Origin of the sequence: Burkholderia latens, from assembly GCF_902499045.1 — a bacterium.
Taxonomy (GTDB): domain Bacteria; phylum Pseudomonadota; class Gammaproteobacteria; order Burkholderiales; family Burkholderiaceae; genus Burkholderia; species Burkholderia latens.
Genome location: NZ_CABVPL010000020.1, coordinates 34,049 through 54,714 on the forward strand (window position 1 = coordinate 34,049; position 20,666 = coordinate 54,714).

The 20,666-nt window shown below is 69.3% G+C and carries 19 protein-coding genes; 8 read left to right on the forward strand and 11 right to left on the reverse strand.

Going from position 1 to position 20,666, the window contains the following annotated elements:
* Positions 1-112: 112 nt before the first annotated feature.
* Positions 113-1,321 carry an MFS transporter gene (locus BSE24067_RS15805; protein WP_151064445.1) on the forward strand — a complete coding sequence of 403 codons (1,209 nt, stop codon included), beginning with the start codon at positions 113-115 and terminating at the stop codon, positions 1,319-1,321.
* Positions 1,322-1,452: 131 nt separating this feature from the next.
* On the opposite strand, the gene BSE24067_RS15810 is transcribed toward BSE24067_RS15805, so the two are convergent.
* Both BSE24067_RS15810 and BSE24067_RS15815 read right to left on the reverse strand, forming a co-directional pair.
* The gene (locus BSE24067_RS15810; RefSeq protein ID WP_151064444.1) at positions 1,453-2,220 is read right to left on the reverse strand and encodes an isocitrate lyase/PEP mutase family protein; all 768 of its coding nucleotides are present in this window, start codon (positions 2,218-2,220) and stop codon (positions 1,453-1,455) included.
* On the reverse strand, positions 2,207-3,262 hold the full coding sequence (locus tag BSE24067_RS15815; protein ID WP_151064443.1) for a saccharopine dehydrogenase family protein: 1,056 nt from the start codon (positions 3,260-3,262) through the stop codon (positions 2,207-2,209). Before BSE24067_RS15815 ends, BSE24067_RS15810 begins: the two co-directional genes overlap by 14 nt.
* Positions 3,263-3,381: 119 nt before the next feature.
* Here BSE24067_RS15815 and BSE24067_RS15820 point away from each other — a divergent pair, with 119 nt between their 5' ends.
* Positions 3,382-3,975, forward strand: coding sequence for a TetR/AcrR family transcriptional regulator (locus BSE24067_RS15820; protein ID WP_151064442.1), 594 nt, complete (start codon positions 3,382-3,384; stop codon positions 3,973-3,975).
* A 19-nt stretch (positions 3,976-3,994) separates the two neighbouring features.
* Here BSE24067_RS15820 and BSE24067_RS15825 read toward each other — a convergent pair whose 3' ends face one another.
* The gene (locus BSE24067_RS15825) at positions 3,995-4,462 is read right to left on the reverse strand and encodes a MarR family winged helix-turn-helix transcriptional regulator (RefSeq protein WP_151064441.1); all 468 of its coding nucleotides are present in this window, start codon (positions 4,460-4,462) and stop codon (positions 3,995-3,997) included.
* 82 nt (positions 4,463-4,544) lie between these two features.
* Here BSE24067_RS15825 and BSE24067_RS15830 point away from each other — a divergent pair, with 82 nt between their 5' ends.
* Together BSE24067_RS15830 and BSE24067_RS15835 are read left to right on the forward strand one after the other, a co-directional pair.
* Complete coding sequence (locus BSE24067_RS15830) at positions 4,545-4,913, forward strand: hypothetical protein (RefSeq protein WP_151064440.1); 369 nt, start codon at positions 4,545-4,547, stop codon at positions 4,911-4,913.
* Positions 4,914-5,060: 147 nt separating this feature from the next.
* Complete coding sequence (locus tag BSE24067_RS15835; protein ID WP_151064439.1) at positions 5,061-5,678, forward strand: glutathione S-transferase family protein; 618 nt, start codon at positions 5,061-5,063, stop codon at positions 5,676-5,678.
* Positions 5,679-5,750: 72 nt separating this feature from the next.
* Here BSE24067_RS15835 and BSE24067_RS15840 read toward each other — a convergent pair whose 3' ends face one another.
* The 4 genes from BSE24067_RS15840 to BSE24067_RS15855 form a co-directional block, all read right to left on the reverse strand.
* Positions 5,751-6,473 (reverse strand): HAD family hydrolase, encoded by a 723-nt coding sequence (locus BSE24067_RS15840; RefSeq protein WP_151064438.1) that lies wholly within the window; start codon positions 6,471-6,473, stop codon positions 5,751-5,753.
* 29 nt (positions 6,474-6,502) lie between these two features.
* Positions 6,503-7,474 (reverse strand): ornithine cyclodeaminase family protein, encoded by a 972-nt coding sequence (locus tag BSE24067_RS15845; RefSeq protein ID WP_151064437.1) that lies wholly within the window; start codon positions 7,472-7,474, stop codon positions 6,503-6,505.
* Positions 7,475-7,630: 156 nt separating this feature from the next.
* Complete coding sequence (locus BSE24067_RS15850; RefSeq protein ID WP_151064436.1) at positions 7,631-8,761, reverse strand: DSD1 family PLP-dependent enzyme; 1,131 nt, start codon at positions 8,759-8,761, stop codon at positions 7,631-7,633.
* 93 nt (positions 8,762-8,854) lie between these two features.
* Positions 8,855-9,799 (reverse strand): LysR family transcriptional regulator, encoded by a 945-nt coding sequence (locus BSE24067_RS15855; RefSeq protein WP_151064435.1) that lies wholly within the window; start codon positions 9,797-9,799, stop codon positions 8,855-8,857.
* 444 nt (positions 9,800-10,243) lie between these two features.
* On the opposite strand from BSE24067_RS15855, the gene BSE24067_RS15860 reads away from it, so the two are divergent.
* From BSE24067_RS15860 to BSE24067_RS15870, 3 genes are read left to right on the forward strand one after another with little or no spacing between them, the layout of a single operon-like run.
* Positions 10,244-10,846, forward strand: a complete 603-nt coding sequence (locus BSE24067_RS15860) for a DUF2760 domain-containing protein (RefSeq protein WP_151064434.1) — start codon at positions 10,244-10,246, stop codon at positions 10,844-10,846.
* Positions 10,843-12,684 carry an Hsp70 family protein gene (locus BSE24067_RS15865; RefSeq protein WP_151064433.1) on the forward strand — a complete coding sequence of 614 codons (1,842 nt, stop codon included), beginning with the start codon at positions 10,843-10,845 and terminating at the stop codon, positions 12,682-12,684. The genes BSE24067_RS15860 and BSE24067_RS15865 overlap by 4 nt, the downstream gene beginning before the upstream one ends.
* Before the next feature lie 5 nt (positions 12,685-12,689).
* Complete coding sequence (locus tag BSE24067_RS15870; RefSeq protein WP_151064432.1) at positions 12,690-15,452, forward strand: Hsp70 family protein; 2,763 nt, start codon at positions 12,690-12,692, stop codon at positions 15,450-15,452.
* Between the two features lie 61 nt (positions 15,453-15,513).
* Here BSE24067_RS15870 and BSE24067_RS15875 read toward each other — a convergent pair whose 3' ends face one another.
* From BSE24067_RS15875 to BSE24067_RS15890, 4 genes are read right to left on the reverse strand one after another with little or no spacing between them, the layout of a single operon-like run.
* Positions 15,514-16,110, reverse strand: a complete 597-nt coding sequence (locus BSE24067_RS15875; RefSeq protein ID WP_151064431.1) for a peroxidase-related enzyme — start codon at positions 16,108-16,110, stop codon at positions 15,514-15,516.
* Positions 16,107-16,637, reverse strand: a complete 531-nt coding sequence (locus tag BSE24067_RS15880; protein ID WP_151064430.1) for a CMD domain-containing protein — start codon at positions 16,635-16,637, stop codon at positions 16,107-16,109. The genes BSE24067_RS15875 and BSE24067_RS15880 overlap by 4 nt, the downstream gene beginning before the upstream one ends.
* Positions 16,630-18,102 (reverse strand): NAD(P)-binding domain-containing protein, encoded by a 1,473-nt coding sequence (locus BSE24067_RS15885; protein WP_151064429.1) that lies wholly within the window; start codon positions 18,100-18,102, stop codon positions 16,630-16,632. The genes BSE24067_RS15880 and BSE24067_RS15885 overlap by 8 nt, the downstream gene beginning before the upstream one ends.
* Entirely contained in the window at positions 18,099-19,112 is a 1,014-nt protein-coding gene (locus BSE24067_RS15890; RefSeq protein ID WP_151064428.1) for a LysR family transcriptional regulator, read from the reverse strand. The genes BSE24067_RS15885 and BSE24067_RS15890 overlap by 4 nt, the downstream gene beginning before the upstream one ends.
* A 354-nt stretch (positions 19,113-19,466) precedes the next feature.
* Here BSE24067_RS15890 and BSE24067_RS15895 point away from each other — a divergent pair, with 354 nt between their 5' ends.
* The gene (locus BSE24067_RS15895; protein WP_151064426.1) at positions 19,467-20,660 is read left to right on the forward strand and encodes an ABC transporter substrate-binding protein; all 1,194 of its coding nucleotides are present in this window, start codon (positions 19,467-19,469) and stop codon (positions 20,658-20,660) included.
* Positions 20,661-20,666 lie beyond the last annotated feature (6 nt).

A 20,666-nucleotide genomic window follows, 5' to 3' on the forward strand; every position in this document is an offset into this window, starting at 1 on the left:
AGATTTCGGACGATTGATCAACAATGACGGATTGTATGTCATAGACCGTCCTGCCGCCGCTCCTTACGATACGTCGACATCAGTACTTTCCCTATACGACACGGAACGACGCATGAATCCCGGAATCTCTTCTGCCGCCACCCCGGCCGCACCGCGCGAGCCGGCCTGGGGCGCCGTCTTCGCGATGACGCTCGGCGTGTTCGGTCTCGTCACCGCCGAATTCCTGCCCGCGAGCCTGCTCACGCCGATGGCCGACAGCCTCGGCGTGACCGAGGGCGTCGCCGGCCAGGCCGTCACGGCCACCGCGACGGTCGCGCTCGTCACGAGCCTGCTGATCTCCGCGCTCACGCGCACGATCGACCGCCGCCGCGTGCTGCTCGCGTTCTCGGTGCTGCTCGTCGCGTCGAATCTCGCCGTTGCGTTCGCGCCGAACCTGGCCATGCTGCTGATCGGCCGCGTCGTGCTCGGCATCGCGCTCGGCGGCTTCTGGACGATGGCGACCGCCACCGCGATGCGGCTCGTGCCGACCGCGATGGTGCCGCGCGCGCTGTCGATCATCTTCAGCGGCGTCGCGGTCGCGACGATCGCGTCCGCGCCGATGGGCAGCTACTTCGGGCACCTGATCGGCTGGCGCAACGTGTTCCTGATCGCGGCCGGGCTCGGCGGCGTCGCGTTCCTGTCGCAAGTGATCACGCTGCCGTCGATGCCGCCGAGCGGCACCACGCGGCTGCGCACGCTCGTCGACGTGCTGCGCCGGCCGACCGTCGGCCTCGGGATGTTCGCGACGATCCTCGTGTTCACCGGACATTTCGCGTTCTTCACGTATCTGCGGCCGTTTCTCGAACAGGTCGCCGGCGTCGGCGTGAACGGGCTGTCGGCGATCCTGCTCGGCTACGGGATCGCGAATTTCGTCGGCACGTCGCTCGCGGGCCGCGTGCTCGAACGCCGGCTGCGGCCGATGCTGATCGGCATGCCGGCGCTGATGGTCGTGCTCGGCGTCGCGCTGGTCGCACTCGGCCGCGCGCCGATGCTCGATGCGGTGCTCGTCGCGTTGTGGGGGATGGCGTTCGGCGGCGTGCCGGTCGCGTGGTCGACGTGGGTCACGCGCACCGTGCCTGACGAAGCCGAGAGCGCGGGCGGGCTGATCGTCGCGGCGATCCAGCTCGCGATCGCGACGGGCGCGGCGGCGGGCGGTGTCGTGTTCGACGCGAACGGCGCGGGCGGCGTGTTCCTCGGCGCGGCCGCGGTGCTGGCCGTCGCGGTCGCGACGATCGTGACCGGCGTGCCGAAGCGGGTCGGGGTGGCGGCGCTGGCCGAGTGATGCGGCACGCCGATCGCTACGCCGGCTCGCACACTGCGGTGTGAATCGTCGACTGCCGCCGCGCGGGCACGTTGCATGATGCGGCGTGCCCGCGTTTCGCATGCTTCATGACGCTTTATCGGGCCGGGCGATCAGCCGTGTTGCGTGACGATCGCCGCAAGCGCCTTCATCGCCTGAAGGTAAGGGTACGGCCCGTGGCTGATGCGGGCCACGCCGTATTCGGCGAGTTCGGCGAGCGTCGGCGTTTCGGCGACGCGCATGATGTTCACCGGTAGCGGCGACGCGGCCGTCAGCGCGCGAATCAGCGCCGGCGAAACCAGGCCCGGCACGAACAGGCCGTCGGCGCCGGCCGCCGCGTAAGCGCGTGCGCGGGTCAGCACGTCGTCGAGCAGCCGTTCGTCGTGCGTATCGGCCGCGGCCGTGAAGAACACGTCGGTGCGTGCGTTGATGAAGTAGCCGGTCCCCGCGCGATCGGCCGCGTCGCGCGCGGCCGCGAGACGTGCTGCCGCGTCGTCGACGGTGCGCAATGCGCCCGTCGCCGGGAAACTGTCCTCGAGATTGCAGCCGATCGCGCCGGCTTCGATGCTGAGCGCGATCGTGTCGGCGACATCCTCGAGCCGCTCGCCGTACCCGCTTTCCAGATCGACGGTGACGGGCAGGTCCGTCGTCTGCGCGATTCGCGCGAGCACTTCCATCACGAGCGCTTTCGGCATCCGCTCGCCGTCGCCGAAGCCGTTCGCGGCCGCGACCGACCAACTGCCGGTCGCCAGCGCGGCAGCGCCCGCGTCGGCCACCGTGCGCGCGCTGCCGGCGTCCCACACGTTGAATAGCGCGAGCGGCTGGCCCGCACGGTGAAGCGAACGGAAATACGCGGCTTTCTCGGTGTTATTGCGGTTCATGCTCGTCCCTCCGGTGGAAATTCGAATCGGTCGCGTGGTTGAACGATACGCTGATCGTGTCGAGCGCCGCGAGGAAATCGCGTGCGTCGAACAATTCGCCGACGCTGCGTACGCCGCCCGACGTCAACGTCCTGCCGGTCAGCACGCGCATCGTCGCCTCGACGATGATCGGCGCGCTGGCTGCATAGATGTCGCGCCCCGACGCGGTCGCGCGATGCGTGACGCCGTCCTGCACGACGACGGCGTCCATCGCGAACCGCTGCGCCGAACGGCCGAGCGCGTCGACCGGTTGCGGCGGCGGCGTGTCGGCATCGCGCACGTCGCGCAGCGCGAGTGTCGCGAGCCACGACTCGATCGTATCGATGCGCAGATGATGCGCGAGTGTGATCACTTCGGTAAACGGCAGCAGCGTCACGTCGGCGTCGCCGAGCGGCGGCGGGAACGGCCACGTGCGCGTGCGGGCAGCCGGCGGCACCGCGGCCGGCTTGCCGTTGCGCTGGATCAGCCGGATCGCGTGATTGCGTTGGCCGGTCACGCGCGTGCCGTGCGTCGGATGCCAGCTGTCGAGGCCGGTCGCGACGTCGACGCGGTCGATCGGCCGGGCCGGATTCGCGAGCGCCGTCACGAGCAGGTCGGCGAGGCCGCCGTAGAACGCGGCGGCCGGCACGAGCGTCACGCCGGCGGCGCGCGCACGGGTGTCGCGCTGATCGATCAGCGCCTGGACGGCCGGCTGCTCGGCCGTCAGGTCGAGATACGGAATGCGGGCCCGCAACGCCGCATCGGCGACCGGCAGCGCGGTGTCGAGGTACGGGCCCGCGCAGTTGATCACCGCGTGCGCGCCGCGCAATACGGCATCGAGCGCGTCCGTATCGTCGAGCGACGCGACGCGCCACGGCGCCGCGTCGTTGCCGCGTTGCGCGAGCCGCGCGGCATCGCGCCCGATGCGGATCGCGCCGACGCCGCGCCGCTCCAGTTCCGCCACGACAAACCGCCCGGTGTGCCCGGTGGCGCCATACACGGCAACCGTCATTCGATCGTTCATGATCCACTCCGATACAGACCGGTTTGTTTTATAGTACAGACCTGTATCGCCGTCAATCAGGCAGTGCTATCATCGGATGCACTTTTTGCGGGACGGGCGGCCGTCGCGGCCGGGCTGGGATGAAAAAGCGAAACGACACGAACGGGAGCGCGCCCGATACGCGCGAGCGCATTCTGCAAACGGCGAGCGAGCTGTTCTATCGGGAAGGCACGCGGGCGGTCGGCGTCGATCTGATCGTCGCGCAAGCGGGCGTCGCGAAGACGAGCCTGTACCGCCACTTCGCGACGAAGGACGACCTGATCGAGGCGTTCCTGTTGCGCGAGGACGCGGATTTCTGGGCGCACTGGGACGCAGTGGCCGCGCAGTACCGGCGCTCGCCGCGCGACGAGCTCGATGCGCAACTGCAATGGATCGGCGAGCGCATCGAGCGCCCCGGTTATCGCGGCTGCCCGCAAATCAACATCGCCGCCGAATACGCGGACGGCAATCATCCGGCGCGCAAGGTCGCCGTCGCGCACAAGCAGGAATTGCGGCGCCGGCTGAACGAGCTCGCGAGCGCGATGCGGATCGACGAACCGCAGACGTACGCGCTGCGGCTCGCGACCGTCATCGACGGTGCACTGAGCAGCGGGCAGGCGCTGCATGCGTACGGGCCCGTGCGCTTCCTGCAGGAATTCGCGCAACTGCTGATGCCGAAGAAGGGCAGGAAGTAGCGCGCGGGGCCGCGCGGTATCAGTCGCGCGTGGCCGGATCCGCCGACAGCGCGCGCAACTGCTCGCGCAACACGTCGACTTCGCCCGCCGCGAACGGCCGTTCGATCTCGGCGTGCGTCTGCTGCCATAGCGGGAACGCCTCGGTGAGCAGCTGATGGCCGGCCGGCGTGAGCGCGAGCAGGCGGCTGCGCTTGTCGTCGGGGTCCTGCGTGATGGTGACGAGCCCGCGCCGCTCGAGCGGCTTCAGCGCGGCGGTCAGTGTGGTGCGGTCCATCGCGAGCAGCGACGCGACCGATTTCATCGCGGCCGGCTGCGGCCGGTTCAGCGACATCAACAGCGAAAACTGGCCGTTGGTGAGATCCAGCGGACGCAGCACATCGTCGAAGATGCGCGCGAGATTGCGCGCCGCGCGCTGCATGTGCAGGCACAGACAGCAATCGCGCACCATCAGCGTCGTTTCGAACGGAAGATTTTCTTTGCGTGCCATGTTGCAATTGTGTTGATATCAACCTATTGTGTCAAGGGCGAGGAGCGGCAGGTCGCCGTTCCCGTCATCGGACGGAGGAAGCATGAGTGCTCAACAGCAGTTGTATCTCGCGGTATTCCTCGGCAGCAAGGACAGTCCCGGCATGAAGGCGTGGATGGCGCTGCCGGAGGACGAACGGCGTGCGCGCGAGCGGGACGGGATCGCCGCGTGGCATGCGTGGGTCGACCGGCACCGCGACGCGATCGTCGAGCTCGGCGGCCCGCTCGGCAAGACGAAGACGATCGGCAAGGGCGGCGTCACCGACACCGCCAATGCGATGACTGGCTTCACGATCGTGCGCGCGGCATCGCATGACGCGGCGGCCGCGTTGTTCGAAGGCCATCCGCATTTCACGCTGTTCCCGGGCGACGCGATCGACGTGATGCCGGTGCTCGCCGTGCCCGGCATGTGAGTGGCGGCAGGCGCTGCGCGTGCGGCCGAAGCGGTTGAGGTGGCGGAGACCGTCGAGGCGGCCGCGGCGATTGGGCCGGCTGAACACGCCAATTGGCCGCCGTCTGCGCGCGGCGATTTTTCCCGATATCTTGACGGAGACATTGCGATGAAGCTGTACGGATTCGCCGGCACGCGCACGCAACGCGCGCTCTGGGGACTGAAGGAACTGGATGCGGATTTCGAGTTCGTGTCCGTCAACCTGCTGGCGGGCGAGCACAAACGGCCCGAATTCCTGCAACTCAATCCGGCCGGCAAGGTGCCCGTGCTGGTGGACGGCGATCTCGTGATTCCTGAGTCGGCCGCGATCGTGCTGTACCTCGCGGACAAGTATCCGGAGAAGGCGCTGCTGCCCACCGATCCGGTGCTGCGTGCGCACGCTTACCGCTGGGTGATGTTCGCGGTGACGGAACTCGAGCAGCCGCTGTGGCGCATTACGCGGCATACGTTCCTGTATCCGCCGGAGAAGCGGCTGCCGGCCGATATCGAGCTCGCGCGCGAGGATTTCAAGGCGATGGCCGCGATTCTCGACCGGCATCTGGAAGGGCGGGAATTCATCGTTGGCGACACGCTGACTGTCGCCGATTGCGTGACCGCGTATCTGATCGACTGGGCGAGCGAGTGTCGGCTGATCGATGCGTTCCCGCAGTTGCAGGCGTATCTGGCGCGGCTTTACGCGCGGCCGAAGGCGCCGCAACGGATCGCGGACGCGCGCAACGCGGCATGAATCGCTGTCGATCGCGCCGCCGGGCGTGATCGGGATCGGCTGAGCGGTGTCGCGATGGGTTGCCGGCTGAGGTTACGACGCGTCGACAGGGCCGCCCAGCGCGCGACACAGCGCCGACAAGTCGCGAACGGTCAGATGCGGAGACGGGGCACGATGCGCAGCGTGTTTCGTTTCCGTCATTTCGTCGCGCACGACCCACGCGGCCTGCAGCCCCGCGTTCAACGCACCGACGACATCGAGATGAAAATCGTCGCCGGCGTGCAGCAATTCCGCCGCACGCACGCCGAGTTTTTCGGCAGCCGCATGAAAGATCTCCGGCTCGGGTTTCGCGAATCCGAACGCACGCGCGCTGAGCGTTTCGCGGAAGAACTCGCCGCCGCCGGTCAGGCGAAGATCCGCATTGCCGTTCGTCACCGCGATCAGCGGAAACCGCGCGCTCAACCACGCGAGCGCCGGCAACGCATCGTCGAAGAACTCGACCTGGTTCCGCGCGGCATAGAACGCCTCGTATGCGCGGTCGGTCAGCGCGACGTCTTCGTTCGCACGTTCGAGCGCGAGCCGGATCGATCCGATGCGCAGCGCGCGATAGTCGCCGGCGAGATCGGGCCGCGCACGCTCGTATTCGTCGCGCAGTTCACTCAACGCGTGCGGGTTCGGCAGCACGCTGCCGATATTCGGCGCGTGCGCGATCAGCCACGCATGCAGCGATGCCTCCGCACGTGCGACGGACGGGCCGAAGGGCCATAGTGTGTCGTCGAGGTCGAACGAGATGGCGGAAATTTGGGTAACACGCATGGCGGTGGAAGATACCACGCAGTCGTCGTTCACCACGCCCACGGGATCGAACGCCCGGCGCCGTTGTCGAGAGCCTGCCGATACAGGAAGCGCGCGACGGTCAGGTCCTGCAGCGCGAGCCCCGTCATGTCGAACACGGTGATGTCGTTCGGCGAACGATCGACCAGCACGGTGCCGGCGAGCACGTCGCCGATTTCGGTGCGCGGCAGATCCGGCGCCCATTGGCACTCGCCGATGCTGCGCGCCTGCTCGTGATCGTCGACGAAAATGCGTGCCCGCGCGAGGATGCCGTCGGGCAATTCGCGCTTGCCCGCGGAATCCGCGCCGACGCAGGTCAGATGCGTGCCCGGCTGGACAGCGTCCGCGTCGAACAACGCGCCGCCGCCCGGCGTTGCCGTGATCACGACGTCGCTGCCGGCCACCGCATCGTTCGCGCTTCGCGCGATGCGAATGTCGCAGCGTTCGCGGAATGCCGCTTCGAACCGCGGATCCGGCTCGCCGCTGACGTTCACGTACTGCACCGTGCACCGCTGCGGCAGCAGCCGGATCGCATGGTCGAGCTGGACGCGCGCCTGCACGCCGGTGCCGAACACGCAGATGCGCGCGCTGTCGCGCCGCGCGAGCGCTTGCAGCCCGAGGCCGCCCGCCGCGCCGGTGCGCGCGGTGGTGATCGCATTGCCGTCCATGATGCAGAGCGGGCGGCCCGTGGCCGGATCGAACAGCGCGATCGTGGCCTGATGCGGCTCGCCGCCGCGGCTCCGATTGCCGAGCCAGAATCCGGCCGCCTTGAAACCGAGCAGGTCCTGGCTCGCGACGTCGCCCGACTTGATGCCGAACACGCCGCCGGTATGCAGTTTCTCGCGCACGACCGGAAACACGCGCCCGGCGCGCCGGCTGTGCAGCACGAACGCTTCGCGCACCGCCGCCATCACGTGCTCGGCTTGAAGCGCCGGTTCGACCGCATCCCGGTCGAGAAGAAGGAGCTGGGCGTCTGTCGGCATGGTAAGGAGCCTGTCGTGTGCGATGCGACGCGCGGATTTTAAAGTTTGTCTATTTGCGGACAAATGGTCAATGCGGGGCGCGTGTCGATGCACCGGCCGATTTCATCTTGCTGAACCGACGGATCGCGCCACAGCAGCGGTCAGCGTGCACGGGAATTACCAACCGTAGAAGCGCGGCCACGTCTGCACGGCGCCGTCGCCGCTCAGCGCGTGGTATTCCGGGTGCTGCGCGCCGGTCGCGCACGCGTGGTTCGGCAGGATCCGCAACCGGGTGCCGATCGGAAACCGCTTCGCGATGTCCGTATCGGCTGTACCGACGCGCGACACGATCCCGTGTTCCTGATTCGCCGCGCTCATCACGTATTCGCCGAGCACTTCGCCATCCTCGGTGCAGGCTTGCCCGTAGCCGAAATCCCGTGCCTGCCGCTGCGTGCCGCGATCGCGGCTCATCGCCATCCAGCCCGCGTCGACGATCGCCCAGCCTTTGTCCTCCTGATGCCCGATCACGGTCGTCAGCACCGACAGCGCGATGTCGGACAGCGCGCACACGCCGACGTTGTGCATCACGAGATCGAACAGCACGTACACGCCCGCGCGGACTTCGGTCACACCGTCGAGATGCTCGGCGGACAGCGCGGTCGGCGTCGATCCGATGCTGACCACCGGGCACGGCAAGCCGGCAGTCCGGAGGCGCTGCGCGGCGCGCACGGCTCGGCTGCGCTCCTGTTCGGCGATCGCGACGAGCGCGTCGCGGGTGTCGTATTCGTAGCTGGAGCCTGCGTGCGCGAGTACGCCGCCGAGCGTCATGCCGCCGCCTACGAGCGCGCGGCCGACGTCGATCAGCCGATCGTCGTCGGGCGGTATGCCCGAGCGGTGGCCGTCGACGTCGACTTCGATCCAGACTTCGAAACGTTCGCCGTGCTCGCGTCCGAATGCGGCGATCGCATCGGCGGCCGGTACGCTGTCGGTGACGATCTTCAGGTCGCAACCCTGCCGGCGCAGCGCGAGCGCGTGGCCGAGCTTCGCGGGAATCATCCCGACCGCGTAGACGATGTCGCGCACGCCGCCCGCGAAGAACTGCTCGGCTTCCTTCAGCGTCGACACGGTGATGCCTTGCGCGCCGGCCGCGATCTGCGCGTCGACGACGTGCCGGCACTTCGTCGTCTTCACGTGCGGCCGGAAGCGCACGCCGAGCGCGTCGAGATGCGCCTGCATGCGTGCGATGTTGTCGCGCATGCGATCGGCGTCGATCAATGCGGCGGGAGTGTCGATGGATGGAACGCCCATGATGCGTTGTCTCGAGAGTGGCCGATGCGAGCACTGTAGGGCGTTGGGTGCGTTGCGGGTTTAACGTGTGCCAAATCCGGCATTAACCGGCGTTTAATCGCGGGATGCGGCGCGCGCGTTGTTGCGCCACGGCGGCGGATCGAGAAATTGCTTCGCGGCTTCGAGGAACGCCCGTTGCCGCGCGGAGCGGCCGGTGCGCGACGGCAGCAGCGCGGTCACGGGCGCCGGCGGCAGATGCCAGTCGGGCAGCAGCCGGACGAGCTTGCCGCTCGCGAGCAGCGGCGCGACGTCCCATTCGGATCGCTCCACGATGCCGAGCCCCGCCAGCGCCCAGTCGGTGATGACGGTGCCGTCGTTCGACGACAGCGCGCCCGTTACTCGAATCACCGCCGATCGCCCGGCTTCGCGCTTGCCATCGACCCTTTGCGTGAAGCGCCAGCGCGGAATGTCCTCGTCGTTCTCGCGCAGGCACAGGCAGTCGTAGCGAGCGAGGTCGGAAGGATGGTTCAGTGCGTGGATGCGGCGCGCGTAACCGGGGCTCGCGCACAAGAAGCGCTCGTTCGGCGCGAGCGGATAGCCGATCCACGACGACGATTTCAGGCTGCCGACGTGGATCACCACGTCCGCGCCGGAACCGCTGGCGAGCGGGCTCTCCGACAGATGCAGCGAGATGTCGAGCTTCGGATTCGCTCGCTGCACGTCGCGCACGATCCGCGCGACGTACTTGCGTCCGAAACCGAACGGTGCGACGACGCGCAGCGTGCCGCGCACGCCGCCGTGATCGCCTGTTACGTTGCCCGGCAGCGCGTCGACGCGCTCGAGAATCTCGACGGCCTCCTGATAGAGCCGCTGCCCTTCGTCGGTCAGCTCGATGCCTTTGGGCTGTCGCACGGCGAGCCTCACGTCGAGCCGGGACTCCATCCGCTGCAGGCGGACCGTGACCGCGGGCGGCGTGAGGTCGAGCAGGCGGGCGGCAGCGGCCAGGGAGCGCGACGCGCCGATTGCGCGCACGAGCCGAAGATCGTCGAGGTCGAGCATTTCTTGTCGGTTAATGCTGGCGTGGCCGGGCGTTAATTAAACATCACATCGGGCGTCGAATCCATCGATGCGCATGGACGCGTATCGATGCAGCATGCGGGCTTCCCGTGCCGCGAGCACCGCGGCTGTCGCGCGAGTTCGACGCAAAGGCCGCGCGCCGCAGCAAGTCGCGCTGATGCGCCGCAACATCCCCGGGTAGCCCAATAGCCGGCAATCCGACGTCATCCGGACGGCGTTCGGCGCGGCGCAAAAGCATGCACACCGCCGTGTTCTGTCCCCCGACTTCTCCCGGGTTCGCCCGCCACAGGGCAAAATACGGGTTTTCCGTACCCGCGAGGGTGCGTCCGAATCATGCGCCGGGCCGGGCAGTGCGCGACCGCACGCCGCCGCCGGGCGCCAGGCAAGTTGCTCGCCGTGTCGCGAGCCCACAGGAGTCCAGACCCCATGCCCGAATCCAACCTGTCCTTCTTCGGCCGGCTGTCGCTGGCCGTCGGCACGTTCTTCTCCGTACTCGGCAATCGCGAGTTCGCGGCCGACGTGCTGCGCTTGCGCGATGGCGTCGCGGCACCCGCGCCGATTGCCCCCGCCCCGGTCGCACCGGCTCCCGCCCCGGCCGCGGCACCCGCTCCCGCGCCCGTGAAGGCGCCGGCTCCGGAGCTGCGCGAAGCGAGCCCGCAAGCCGCGCTGCAACTGCTCGGCCTGCTGCAGCGCGACGCGCGCTTCATCGATTTCGTCGAGGAAGACATCGCCGGCTACGCGGATGCCGACATCGGCGCCGCCGCCCGTCTCGTGCACGACGGCTGCCGCGCCGCGCTACGCGAGCACTTCACGATCGTGCCGGTGCGCGATGAAGCGGAAGGCAGCCGCGTGACGCTGCCCGCCGGCTTCGACGCGACGGCCGTGCGCGTGACCGGCAACGTGGTCGGTTCCGCGCCGTTCACGGGCACGGTCAGCCACCGCGGCTGGCGCGTGACCGACGTGCGCCTGCCGAAGCTGACGGGCAGCCACGATGCCTCGGTGATCGCACCGGCGGAGGTGGAACTGTGAGCGATCCGCGCTATTCGATCGGTATCGATCTCGGGACGACCCACTCCGCGCTGTCGTACGTCGACAGCGCCGCCAGCGACGGCGAAAAAATCGCGCAGCAGGTGCTGCCGATCCCGCAGCTGACCGCGCCCGGCGCGCTGGAGTCGCGCGACCTGCTGCCGTCGTTCCTCTATCTTCCGCATGAAAGCGAGCTGACGCAGGGCGATTTGACGCTGCCGTGGACGGACTCGCGCGGCTTCGTGGTCGGCGAGATGGCGCGCACGCGCGGCGCCGGCACGCCGATCCGCCTCGTGTCGAGCGCGAAGAGCTGGCTGTGCCATCCGGGCGTCGACCGCCGCGCGGCGATCCTGCCGAGCGATGCGCCGCCCGAAGTGGCGCGCGTGTCGCCGCTGGAAAGCTCGATTCGCTACCTGACGCACCTGCGCGAAGCATGGGACCACGCGCATCCGGACGCGCCGTTCGCCGACCAGGACGTGACGGTCACGATCCCCGCGTCGTTCGATCCGGCCGCGCGCGAACTGACCGCGGAAGCCGCGCGTGCCGCCGGCTACTCGCGGATGACGCTGCTCGAAGAGCCGCAGGCGGCGCTCTACAGCTGGATCCAGAAGAGCGAAGGCGGCTGGCGCAAGCAGGTGCAGGTCGGCGACCTGATCCTGTGCGTGGACGTCGGCGGCGGCACGACCGACCTGTCGCTGATCGCGGTGGTCGAACGCGACGGCAATCTGGAGCTGCATCGCGTGGCGGTCGGCGAGCACATCCTGCTCGGCGGCGACAACATGGATCTCGCGCTCGCGCACGTCGTCGCGCGCAAGCTCGCGCAACAGGGCACGCAGGCCGATCCGTGGCAACTGCGCGCACTGACCTACGCGTGCCGTTCCGCGAAGGAAACGCTGCTGTCCGATCCGGCGACCGACGCGGTGCCGCTCGTCGTGCCGAGCCGCGGCTCGAAGCTGATCGGCGGCTCGATCCGCACCGAACTGACGCGCGCCGAGCTCACGCAGACCATTCTGGAAGGCTTCTTCCCGCAGGTCGATGCGGCCGCGCGTCCGGTGAGCCGCGCGCGCGTCGGCCTGACGCAGCTCGGCCTGCCGTATGCGCAGGACGCGGGCATCACGCGCCATCTCGCGGCGTTTCTCGGCCGCCAGGTCGCGGCGCTCGACACGCTCGAAGGCGTGCAGCGTACGCTGCCGCACGGCGCGACGTTCCTGCATCCGACCGCGGTGCTGTTCAACGGCGGCGTGTTCAAGTCGACGCTGCTCACGCAGCGCGTGCTCGATACGCTCAACAGCTGGCTCGCCGCCGAAGGCGCGCCGGCCGCGCGCCTGCTCGAAGGCGCGGACCTCGATCTGGCGGTTGCGCGCGGCGCGGCGTATTACGGCTACGTGAAGCGCGGCCGCGGCGTGCGCATTCGCGGCGGCACGGCGCGTGCATACTACGTCGCGATCGAATCGGCGATGCCCGCGGTGCCGGGGCTCGAACCGCCGGTGCAGGCGCTGTGCGTCGCGCCGTTCGGGATGGAGGAGGGCACCGACGCGGCGCTGCCGCCGCAGGAGTTCGGCCTCGTCGTCGGCGAACCGGTGCAGTTCCGCTTCTTCGGATCGTCGGTGCGGCGCCAGGATCAGGTCGGCACGCTGCTCGACTACTGGTCGCCGGACGAGTTGCAGGAGCTCGAGGAAATCCAGGCAACGCTGCCCGCCGAAGGGCGCACGGTCGGCGAAGTCGTGCCGGTGAAGCTGCATGCGCGCGTGACCGAAGCCGGCACGCTCGAACTCGAGGCGATCCCGAGCGGCACGGACGAGCGCTGGAAGGTCGAGTTCGACGTGCGCGGCGCCGCCTGAGCGCGATGAAACGCTATACGGTCGGCATCGACCTCGGCACGAGCAACACGGTCGTCGCATACGTCGAGGCCGGGTCCGACACGATCCGCGTGTTTGACGTCGACCAGCTGGTCGGCCCCGGTGCGGTGGCCGCGCAGCCGCTGCTGCCGTCGGTGCGCTATCACCCGGCGGCGGGTGAACTGCCGCCGGATGCGTTGCGCCTGCCATGGGCGTCCGGCTCGACGGCCGATGCGAACGCAAATGCGGACGCGTTCGCCGCACCGCCGGCCGTGATCGGCCGCTATGCGCGCGCGCTCGGCGCGCAAGTGCCGGGGCGGCTCGTGACCAGCGCGAAGAGCTGGCTGTCGCACGCGTCGGTCGACCGGCTCGCGGCGATCCTGCCGTGGGGGGCGGCCGACGGCGTCGACAAGGTGTCACCGGTCGATACGAGCGCGAGCTATCTCGCGCACGTGCGTGCCGCGTGGGACGCGCGGTTTCCCGATGCGCCGCTCGCGAAGCAGGACGTGATCCTGACTGTGCCCGCGTCGTTCGACGACGGCGCGCGCGCGTTGACGGTCGAAGCCGCCAGGCGCGCGAAACTGCCGGCGCTGCGCTTGCTGGAAGAGCCGCAGGCCGCGTTCTACGACTGGCTGTACGGCCAGCGCGCGACGTTGCGCGACACGTTCGCCGCGCCGCGCCGCGTGCTGATCTGCGACGTCGGCGGCGGCACGACCGATCTCACGCTGGTCGACGTCGCACCCGGAGACGACGGTGAGCCGGCCTTCACGCGCGTCGGCGTCGGCGATCACCTGATGCTCGGCGGCGACAACATGGACCTGGCGCTCGCGCGTCTGGTCGAGAGCCGGCTCACCGAGCCCGGCACGCGGCTGTCGGCCGCGAGCCTGTCGCAGCTCGTCGAACGCTGCCGCACGGCGAAGGAGCGGCTGCTTGGCGACGACGCGCCCGCGTCCGTCACCGTGACGCTGCTCGGCGCGGGCAGCAAGCTCGTCGGCGGCGCGCGCTCGGCCGAGCTGACGCGCGACGAAGTCGAACGGATCGTCGTCGACGGGTTCTTTCCGCAGGTCGATGCCGGCGAGCTGCCGCGCCGTGCGCGCGCCGCGATCGTCGAATTCGGGTTGCCGTATGCGAGCGACGCGGCCGTCACGCGGCACGTTGCCGCGTTCCTGAAGCGTCATGCGGAAGGCCCGCTGCCCGACACGCTGCTGCTCAACGGCGGCGTGTTCCGCGCGGGCGCGCTCGCCGGCCGTCTCGCGCAGACGCTCGGCGCGTGGCGCGGCGCGCCGCTCGACGTACTGCACAACGCGCATCCGGACGTGGCCGTCGCGCGCGGCGCGGTGGCGTACGGGCTCGCGCGCGCCGGGCATGCGCCGCGCATCGGCGGCGGCTCCGCGCGCAGCTATTTCCTCGTGCTCGACGATGGCGCTGCCGGTTCGGCGCCGCGTGGCGTGTGCCTGCTGCCGCGCGGGTCGGAAGAGGGGCGCGAGATCCGGCTGGAAGAGCGCACGTTCGCGCTGCAGCTCGCGCAGCCGGTGCGCTTCCATCTCGTATCGACGGTGGCCGACACCGCGTACCGGCCCGGCGATCTCGTCGAGCTGGACGGCGGCGACTTCGTCCGGCTGCCGCCGATCGCGACGGTCGTCGACCGGCAAGCCGGCGGCGCTGCGCACGAAACGCCGGTGAAACTGACCGCGTCGCTGACCGAGGTCGGCACGCTCGAAATGCACTGCATCGCGACCGACGACCCGTCACGGCGCTGGCGGCTCGAGTTCCAGCTGCGCGGCGATGCGGCCGCGCACGCCGACGATACCGCGCTCGCGCGCCATCCGCGTGTCGACCAAGCGATCGAGCTCATCGATCGCTCGTTCGGCAGCAAGTCGGCGAACGTCGCGCCGAAGGATACGCGACGGTTGCGCGCGCAACTCGAGCAGGTGCTCGGCCCGCGCGACGAGTGGGACGTCGCGCTCGCGCGTGAATTGTTCGACGCGTTGCTCGCACGCGCGCGTCGCCGGCGGCGCTCGGCCGATCACGAACGTGCGTGGCTGAATCTTGCCGGCTACTGCCTGCGGCCAGGCTTCGGTCATCCGCTGGATGCATGGCGGATCGAACAGCTGTGGCCGCTGTTCGACGACGGCATCCAGTACGTGAACGACGCGCAGGTGTGGTCCGAGTGGTGGACGCTGTGGCGGCGCGTGGCCGGCGGCCTCGACGACGATGCGCAGGCGCAGGTGCGCGACGCGATCGCGTTCCTCGAACCGTCCGACGACAAGCGCCGCAAGCTGCCGTTCGATCCGGCCAAGGTCGGCCCGGCCGACATGACGCGTTTGTCCGCGTCGCTCGAACGGCTGCCCGTCGAGCGCAAGGTGGAGCTTGCCGATCGGCTGATCGCGCAGTTGCAGAAGCCGGCCGAGCGCACGCTGTGCGCGTGGGCGCTCGGGCGGATCGGGGCGCGGCGGCCGTTCTATGGCAGCGCGCACAGCGTCGTGCCGCCCGAGATCGCGAACCGCTGGCTCGACGCGCTGTTCGCGCTGGACTGGAAGCAGGTCGAACCGGCAGCCTTCGCGGTCGCGCAAATCGCGCGAATGACCGGCGATCGCGAACGCGATTTGCCGGACGACACGCGTGAAGCAGTGATCAGGCGCCTGTCGGCTGCGAATGCGTCGGCGGCGTGGATCGACATGGTGCGTGAAGCGATCGCGTTCGACGAAGCCGACACGGCGCGCGTGTTCGGCGAAACGCTGCCGGCGGGGTTGAAGTTGCTGGCGGGGTGATCAAGGGCGGAATGCGTCGATCCCGGGTCCGGCCTGCACGGTGTGTCGACGTTTCAGCGCGTCAATTGCCGGCTGCCGGCGCGGGAAACACTGGCTCGCCGAGCGTCAGCATCAACCGGTTCGCCCATGCGAAGATCGCGATCGCATGCGACAGGTCGAGAATTTCCTCATGCGTGAGCCCTTCGGCTTCGAGCGCGGCGATGTCGCTTTCGTCGATCGTATCGGGCCGCTCGGTCAGCGCGATCGCATAGCGAATGATCGCGCGTTCGCGCGCCGTCGTGCCGGCCGTCGACGGATCGTCGAACACCTGTTCGATTGCATCGGCAAGTTTCGCGAGCTGCACGAAGCGCTGCGCATGCACCGACGCGCAATACACGCAGCCATTCACGCGCGATACGGCCGTGCTCGCGAGCTCGCGTTCCGCGCGCGACAGTCCGCCCGGGCCGTACATGATCGCGTTGAACACGCCCGAGCGCTGCCGAAGGATCTCGGGCAGATGGACGAGCAACAGGTAATAGTCGGATGTCTTCGCCTGAGGATGGCTCGCTTCGAGCACCGCGCGCTGATCGGCCGTGGCGGCATCGAGCGGCACGGTATCGAGCCATGCGCGCCAGCCGAGCGTGTCGGACGTGAAGCCGTGGGTGGTCGTCGCGGTCATGCGGCCTCCGTCGCGGCGCGCGCCTGCAACGCGCGTGCGGCAAACGCGACACGCAGCTGATACGCGACGAACGCAACGAGCTGCGACAGCGCGACGATCGCGGGTGTGGTCAATCCGGCCGACTTCAGCGCATCGAGATCGGTCTTGCGTGCGTCGACGGGCGCGAGCGTCAGGCGCCGCGTATGCGCGAGCAGCGCGCCGAGGCGGCGAGGCAGCGCGTCGAATGCGTCGGCGTCCGCGTGAGCGATGTCGTCCGGCGTGCCGCCCGCATCGATCAGCCGCGTGCGGTAGATCTCGGCCAGCGCGTGCGCATTCGACCGCAGCGCGACATACCGGGCCGCATGCAGGCGTTCGACCAGCGAAAGATCGGACAGCGCGGGATCGAACAGCGCGGCTTCGCTGAGCTGTGTATGCACGCGCACCTTGTCGCGTGCGCGGCGCAGCGCGGCAACCTTGTCGCCGCCGCGCAGGCCGGCCGCGGTGTCGATCGTGTCCGGCGCGGCGGCCGTCGGAATGGGTTCAGTCATCGTGATGGATTCCAGTCGTCGTGAGAGAGTCGCCGATCGCGTCGGCGTCGCGCCATTCGTCGCCTTGCAGCTCCGCATTCGAGAATGCGACGAGCGCGTCGTAGTGGCGATCGCGATCGGCGTCGAACAGCCGGCTCGCGATGCCGCGCGCGAGCCGTTCGGCGCCCGCGCTGATCGCGGGGATGTCGCCCGACAGCTTGCCGTGGCTGAGGCTCGCCGCGTGGTTGAAGCAGTGGATGCGCGTGATCGCCGGGCACGCGCCGGGTTCGCGCTCCTGGAACGCGAACGCGGGGCCGAGATCGGGCGACTCGGCAAGTTCGTCGAGCGCGGTGTGCGGTTCCGGCCGATAGCGGTCCTTCCAGCGCCGCACGTGCGGCCCGAACGACGCGAATTCCGCGCGGGTCGTCCAGTCCGAATGAAAGCCCGTCGCGAAGATCAGGAAGTCGACCGTGTAGCGGCCGCGCGGCGTGATGACGTCGAGGCCGTCCGCGTGATCGGCGAGCGTTTCGACCGGGCTGGCTGCGTGGAAATGCGCATGCGCGTGCCGAGACACGCGCAGCACGCTGTCGCGCGGCGGCGGCGTCTGCGACGTCAGCGCGTAGTGCATGAAGCGCCACTTCGTCGCATCGTCGAGACCGGCGTAGCCGTGCACGAGGCCCGGGCTGCCGATGCCCGTGAGCTTGTTGATGCGCGGAATGTCCGCGCGACGGAAGAACAGGTCGACGCGTGCGGCGCCCGCTTCGAGCGCGGTGCCGGCATTATCGAATGCCGATGCGCCAGCGCCGACCACGCCGACGCGCTTGCCGGCGAGCGCCGCGAAATCGATCGGCTCGGACGAATGGGCCCAGCGCGTGCGCGGCGCGCGTTGCGCGACGGGCGGCACGTACGGGCCGCCGAGGCCGTCGCGGCCGGTGGCGAGCACGACGTGCCGCGCGAGCAGGGTCTGCGTTTCGCCATTCGCCTGGACGTCGAGTGCGAGCAGGCCATCGTCGCGCGGGCGCAGCGCGACGAGCGCGGTGTCGTTGCGCACGTGCAGGCCGAGCACGCGGCGATACCAGCGCAGGTAATCCATCCATTGCGCGCGGGGAATCTTGTACAGCGCGTCCCACGCGTCGCAGCCATGTTGCGCTTCGAACCACGCGCGAAACGTCAGCGCGGGCAGGCCGAGCGCGGGGCCGGTGAGCTGCTTCGGCGAACGCAGCGTCTCCATCCGCGCGAACGTGACCCACGGGCCTTCGTAGCCGGCCGGCGCGCGGTCGATCACGCACTGGTTGTCGATGCCGAGCAGGCGGAGCTCGGCGGATGCCGCGAGCCCCGCCATCCCGCCGCCGACGATCGCGACGTCGAGCACGCGCGTGCCGTCGACGTCGCGCGGCGGCACCCACGACGGCGCGGGCAGGTCGAGCCAGCGCAGGTCCTGCGCGAGCCGTGCTTCGAGTGCTTCCAGCGAGGCCGGCGTCGTCATGCGGTCTCCTGGCGCGTACGAGCCGTGCGTGTCGGGCGAGCCGCGCGCGACGGGCGATCGCTGCGCAACCGGTCGCCTCGCAACAACGCGTCGTGTACCGATGCGTCGTGAAAGACGACATCGTCGAGCAGCGTGCGCGTCGTCCGGTGCAGTGCGTCGAGCAGCGCATCGACAGCGGCCGTGCGCGTCTTCCCCGCCGGCGTCGCGACACCGAACGCGAACGGAATGTCGACGTCGAGCGGCCGCGCGACGACGCCGTCCACCGGCAACGCGACGCCGGTCGCCGGATCGACGATGCCGATCCCGATGCCCGCGCGCGCGGCCATCACCGCATTCAGCGACGCATTGGTTTCGACGAACACGCGCGCATCGACGCGTGCGGCGGCGAACGCTGCATCGATCCGCTGGCGCAGCCGATGCCGGTTCGCGACGGTCACGATGCGGCGCCGTGCGAGATCGCGCAGTGCGATGCGCGGCTTCGATGCGAGCGGATCGTCGGCGGGCAGCACCGCGACGCACGGCGTTTGCGCGATCCAGCGCACGTCGAGCCCCGCATGCGCGATCGGCAGCGTGACGACCCCGATGTCGGCCGTGCCGGCGAGCACTTCGTGCACGACGTGTTCGGCCGATTCGCTGCGCAGCTGGTAGTGCGGCGCATGTGCATCGTCGGAGAGCGCGGCGAGCGCGGCCGGCACCAGCGTGGCCGCGAGCGACGGCGTCGCCGCGATGCGTACGGGTTCGGCCGCTTCCGCGCCGAGTGCGCGCGCCCGCGCTTCGATCGCGCGCAGGCCGACGAGCGAGCGCTCGACTTCCTCGTAGAGCAGGAATGCACGGCGGGTCGGCGTGACGCGCGGGCCGTGCCGGTCGAACAGCGCGTACCCGAGATCGGCTTCGAGTTCCTGGATCTGCCGCGTGACGGCCGGCTGCGAGCGGCCGAGCAGCTCGCCCGCGCCTGTCACGCTGCCGGCCGACATGACCGCGGAAAAGGCTTCGAGTTGATGCAACTCCATGACGCGTTCCGATGATGCGATTTGCGCATTGTAGGAGCCGGATCATGCGTGATTCATATAATGATTTTTGCTATCGACAGCGCGAAAAGTGCGAAGCGCATGCGCGGGAAACGACACGGAGAGGCGCATGCGTGCATCGGCCACACGCGGCGGCGCGCGCCAAACACCAATCGAATCAATACGCTGCGGCGTATGTCCGAGCGTCGCGCACGGTGTGATATGCGGGACACCGAAGCAAGCGCGTTGCGCTTCGCGCCGCGCGCGATATCGATATGCGCAAAACTTCGTTGGAACGCCCGGAGCCGGATGGTTACATGCCCTCACTCTTTTCGATCCATGGATGTCGGGGGACGCATGAAGGTTTCAGGGAACGGCGCGCGCGGTGCATGGCGGCGCATGGCGGGCACGGTCGCGGCGCTGGCCGCCGCATGGGGTTTGTCGACGGGCGGCGCGCTCGCGGCGGGCGTATCGGGCGAACCGGTGGTGATCGGCGTGAGCGGGCCGCTCACCGGGCAGGACGCGCAATACGGCGAGCAATGGAAGCGCGGCTTCGATCTCGCGCTCGACGAGATCAACGGCAGCGGCGGCATTCATGGCCGCCCGCTCGCGATCGACTTCCAGGACAGCCGCAGCGATCCGCGCCAGGCGGTGGCGATCGCGCAGAAGTTCGTGGCCGACCCGCGTATCGCGATCGAGCTCGGCGACTTCTCCAGCGCGACGTCGATGGCCGCGTCGCCGATCTACCAGCGCGGGCAACTGGTTCAGTTCGGCTTCACGAACTCGCACCCGGATTTCACGAAGGGCGGCGATTATCTGTGGAGCACCGCGCTCAGCCAGGCCGAGGAGCAGCCGCTGCTGGCGCGCTATGCGGTGAAGGAGCTCGGCTTCAAGCGGATCGCGGTGCTGTACCTGAACACCGACTGGGGCCGCACCAGCAAGGACATTTTCGCGAAGGCGGTGACGGGGCTCGGCGCGCAGGTCGTCGCGGCCGAAGGCTATCAGCCGACGGAGAAGGACTTCCGTTCGACGCTCGTGCGGATCGGTGAAGCGAAGCCCGATTCGATCGTGCTGATCTCGTACTACGCGGACGGCGCGCAGATCGTGCGGCAGGCACGCACGTCGGGGCTCACGCTGCCGATCGCGGCGGTCGGCTCCGTGTATTCGCCGAAGTTCCTCGAACTGGGCGGCACGGCCGTGGACGGCGTCTATACGGAATCGAACTTCTTCCCGGCCGAACCGCGTCCCGAAGTGCAGGCATTCGTGCAGCGCTATCGCGCGAAATTCCATGCCGATCCCGATTCGTTCGTCGCACGTGCGTACGACGCGCTGATCCTGTCGGCCGAGGTGCTGCGCCGCTACGGCACCACGCGGCAAGCCGCGCACGACGGTTTCGCGAAAGTGACCGACGTGCCGAGCGTGATCTTCGGCAAGGTGCGCTTCGATCCGCAGACGCGCCGCGTCGCCGGCGCGCGCACCGTGTATCTCGTCGTGAAGCAGGGGCAGTGGGCGCTGTGGGACGGCGCGAAGCCGCAGCTCGCGGCGCGCTGAAAACCA

Excerpts from the sequence above, each read along its gene's own strand:
- BSE24067_RS15845 (WP_151064437.1), bottom strand. The coding sequence starts at position 7,474 with ATGCCGACAGACGCCCAGCTCCTTCTTCTCGACCGGGATGCGGTCGAA.
- BSE24067_RS15895 (WP_151064426.1), top strand. The coding sequence starts at position 19,467 with ATGAAGGTTTCAGGGAACGGCGCGCGCGGTGCATGGCGGCGCATGGCG.
- BSE24067_RS15860 (WP_151064434.1), top strand. The coding sequence starts at position 10,244 with ATGCCCGAATCCAACCTGTCCTTCTTCGGCCGGCTGTCGCTGGCCGTC.
- BSE24067_RS15810 (WP_151064444.1), bottom strand. The coding sequence starts at position 2,220 with ATGAACCGCAATAACACCGAGAAAGCCGCGTATTTCCGTTCGCTTCAC.
- BSE24067_RS15840 (WP_151064438.1), bottom strand. The coding sequence starts at position 6,473 with ATGCGTGTTACCCAAATTTCCGCCATCTCGTTCGACCTCGACGACACA.
- BSE24067_RS15815 (WP_151064443.1), bottom strand. The coding sequence starts at position 3,262 with ATGAACGATCGAATGACGGTTGCCGTGTATGGCGCCACCGGGCACACC.
- BSE24067_RS15805 (WP_151064445.1), top strand. The coding sequence starts at position 113 with ATGAATCCCGGAATCTCTTCTGCCGCCACCCCGGCCGCACCGCGCGAG.
- BSE24067_RS15830 (WP_151064440.1), top strand. The coding sequence starts at position 4,545 with ATGAGTGCTCAACAGCAGTTGTATCTCGCGGTATTCCTCGGCAGCAAG.
- BSE24067_RS15850 (WP_151064436.1), bottom strand. The coding sequence starts at position 8,761 with ATGGGCGTTCCATCCATCGACACTCCCGCCGCATTGATCGACGCCGAT.
- BSE24067_RS15855 (WP_151064435.1), bottom strand. The coding sequence starts at position 9,799 with ATGCTCGACCTCGACGATCTTCGGCTCGTGCGCGCAATCGGCGCGTCG.
- BSE24067_RS15820 (WP_151064442.1), top strand. The coding sequence starts at position 3,382 with ATGAAAAAGCGAAACGACACGAACGGGAGCGCGCCCGATACGCGCGAG.
- BSE24067_RS15885 (WP_151064429.1), bottom strand. The coding sequence starts at position 18,102 with ATGACGACGCCGGCCTCGCTGGAAGCACTCGAAGCACGGCTCGCGCAG.
- BSE24067_RS15870 (WP_151064432.1), top strand. The coding sequence starts at position 12,690 with ATGAAACGCTATACGGTCGGCATCGACCTCGGCACGAGCAACACGGTC.
- BSE24067_RS15890 (WP_151064428.1), bottom strand. The coding sequence starts at position 19,112 with ATGGAGTTGCATCAACTCGAAGCCTTTTCCGCGGTCATGTCGGCCGGC.
- BSE24067_RS15825 (WP_151064441.1), bottom strand. The coding sequence starts at position 4,462 with ATGGCACGCAAAGAAAATCTTCCGTTCGAAACGACGCTGATGGTGCGC.
- BSE24067_RS15835 (WP_151064439.1), top strand. The coding sequence starts at position 5,061 with ATGAAGCTGTACGGATTCGCCGGCACGCGCACGCAACGCGCGCTCTGG.
- BSE24067_RS15875 (WP_151064431.1), bottom strand. The coding sequence starts at position 16,110 with ATGACCGCGACGACCACCCACGGCTTCACGTCCGACACGCTCGGCTGG.
- BSE24067_RS15880 (WP_151064430.1), bottom strand. The coding sequence starts at position 16,637 with ATGACTGAACCCATTCCGACGGCCGCCGCGCCGGACACGATCGACACC.